The 782-nt window shown below is 30.3% G+C and carries 1 pseudogene; it reads left to right on the top strand.

Annotated elements, in window-relative coordinates:
- Positions 1 to 782 (top strand): annotated as a pseudogene (locus tag AWT65_RS06655) (hypothetical protein); the annotation flags it as partial.

The following is a 782-nucleotide window of genomic DNA, read 5'->3' as shown; positions in this document are numbered from 1 at the left end:
TAAATGGAAAAGACCTAACAACTAAGGTAAATGCACTAAGAAATGGTGAAGCAGGAACAGTAGTCTATACAGATAAAGATGGAAATAGATTAGTAAAAGCTAATGATGGTAAATATTACGAAGCAACTAATGTTGATGAAAAAGGTGAAGTTCAAAATAATGCAACTGCTAAAAAAGATAATGAAGTATTAGCAACATTAGTAAATCCAGATGGAACTACTGATAAACCAACAACAGTTCTAAGAGTAGCAGATGGAAGTATAACAGCAGATTCAAAAGAAGCAATAAATGGTGGACAATTAAAGAAAGAACTAGACAATAAGTTAGATAAAACTACATATGAAACTGATAAGCAAACATTCGCAACTAAGACAGAATTAGAAACTTCAAAAGTAGAAGTTGTAGGAACTGAAAATGAAATAGTAGTAACACCAGAAACAAAAGCAGATGGTAAAGGTACAAAATATACTGTAAAACTAAATGATACATTAAAAACAAAAATTGATGGAGCATTACAAACAAGTACAGCAGAAAGTACATATGCTAAAAAAGGTTTAGATAATATATCAGTTGAAGGAAAGAAAGTAATTAAAGGACTAATAAATGTATCAAAAGATGCTACAGTTGCTGATAATATAGTAGAAGTAACAGGTGGAGATAATACTGAAGATGGAAATGCAAAAGAATACAAAGTATCAGTAAAGAAATCAACAATAGAAGGAATAGCACAAGCTGAAGCTAAGAAATTTGTAAGTGATTCAGTAACAGTAAGTTCTACAGAT

Origin of the sequence: Sneathia sanguinegens (assembly GCF_001517935.1) — a bacterium.
GTDB lineage: Bacteria > Fusobacteriota > Fusobacteriia > Fusobacteriales > Leptotrichiaceae > Sneathia > Sneathia sanguinegens.
This window is presented reverse-complemented; position numbering and strand designations above follow the sequence as displayed.